This window comes from Bradyrhizobium sp. MI1.3, from assembly GCF_055811695.1.
The window spans coordinates 1-354 of record NZ_JBVVPQ010000283.1 but is presented as its reverse complement, the minus strand read 5'-3'; the positions used below and the strand labels follow the sequence as shown (position 1 = coordinate 354).

General features: G+C 57.1%; 1 protein-coding gene. It reads left to right on the top strand.

Going from position 1 to position 354, the window contains the following annotated elements; all coding sequences use genetic code 11:
- Nucleotides 1–354: transposase (locus tag AC0L3A_RS41040; RefSeq protein ID WP_473256623.1), on the top strand; the 354-nt coding region annotated here is incomplete at both ends.

The following is a 354-nucleotide window of genomic DNA, read 5'->3' as shown; positions in this document are numbered from 1 at the left end:
CAGATTGAGCTGCTTACAACCCGCATAGAGAAGCTCGACAGAGAGATTTTGGTTGCCGTCAGAAAGGACCCCGATGCGAGGCGTCTGATGAGCATACCGGGTGTCGGTCCTCTCATCGCCGCTACCGTTCGGACATCCGTCGTGGATGCTCGCGATTTTGCGACTGCACGAGATTTTGCCGCTTGGACGGGGCTCACACCGAGGGCACAGTCGAGCGGCGGGAAAGAAAGGCTCGGCGCGATATCAAAGCGCGGAAATCGGCAACTACGGACGCTCCTGATCGTTGGTGCGACCTCTATCATCAAGCTTGCTAAACGAGGCTTGAAAGTCCCACTCTGGATTCGGACCATGCTG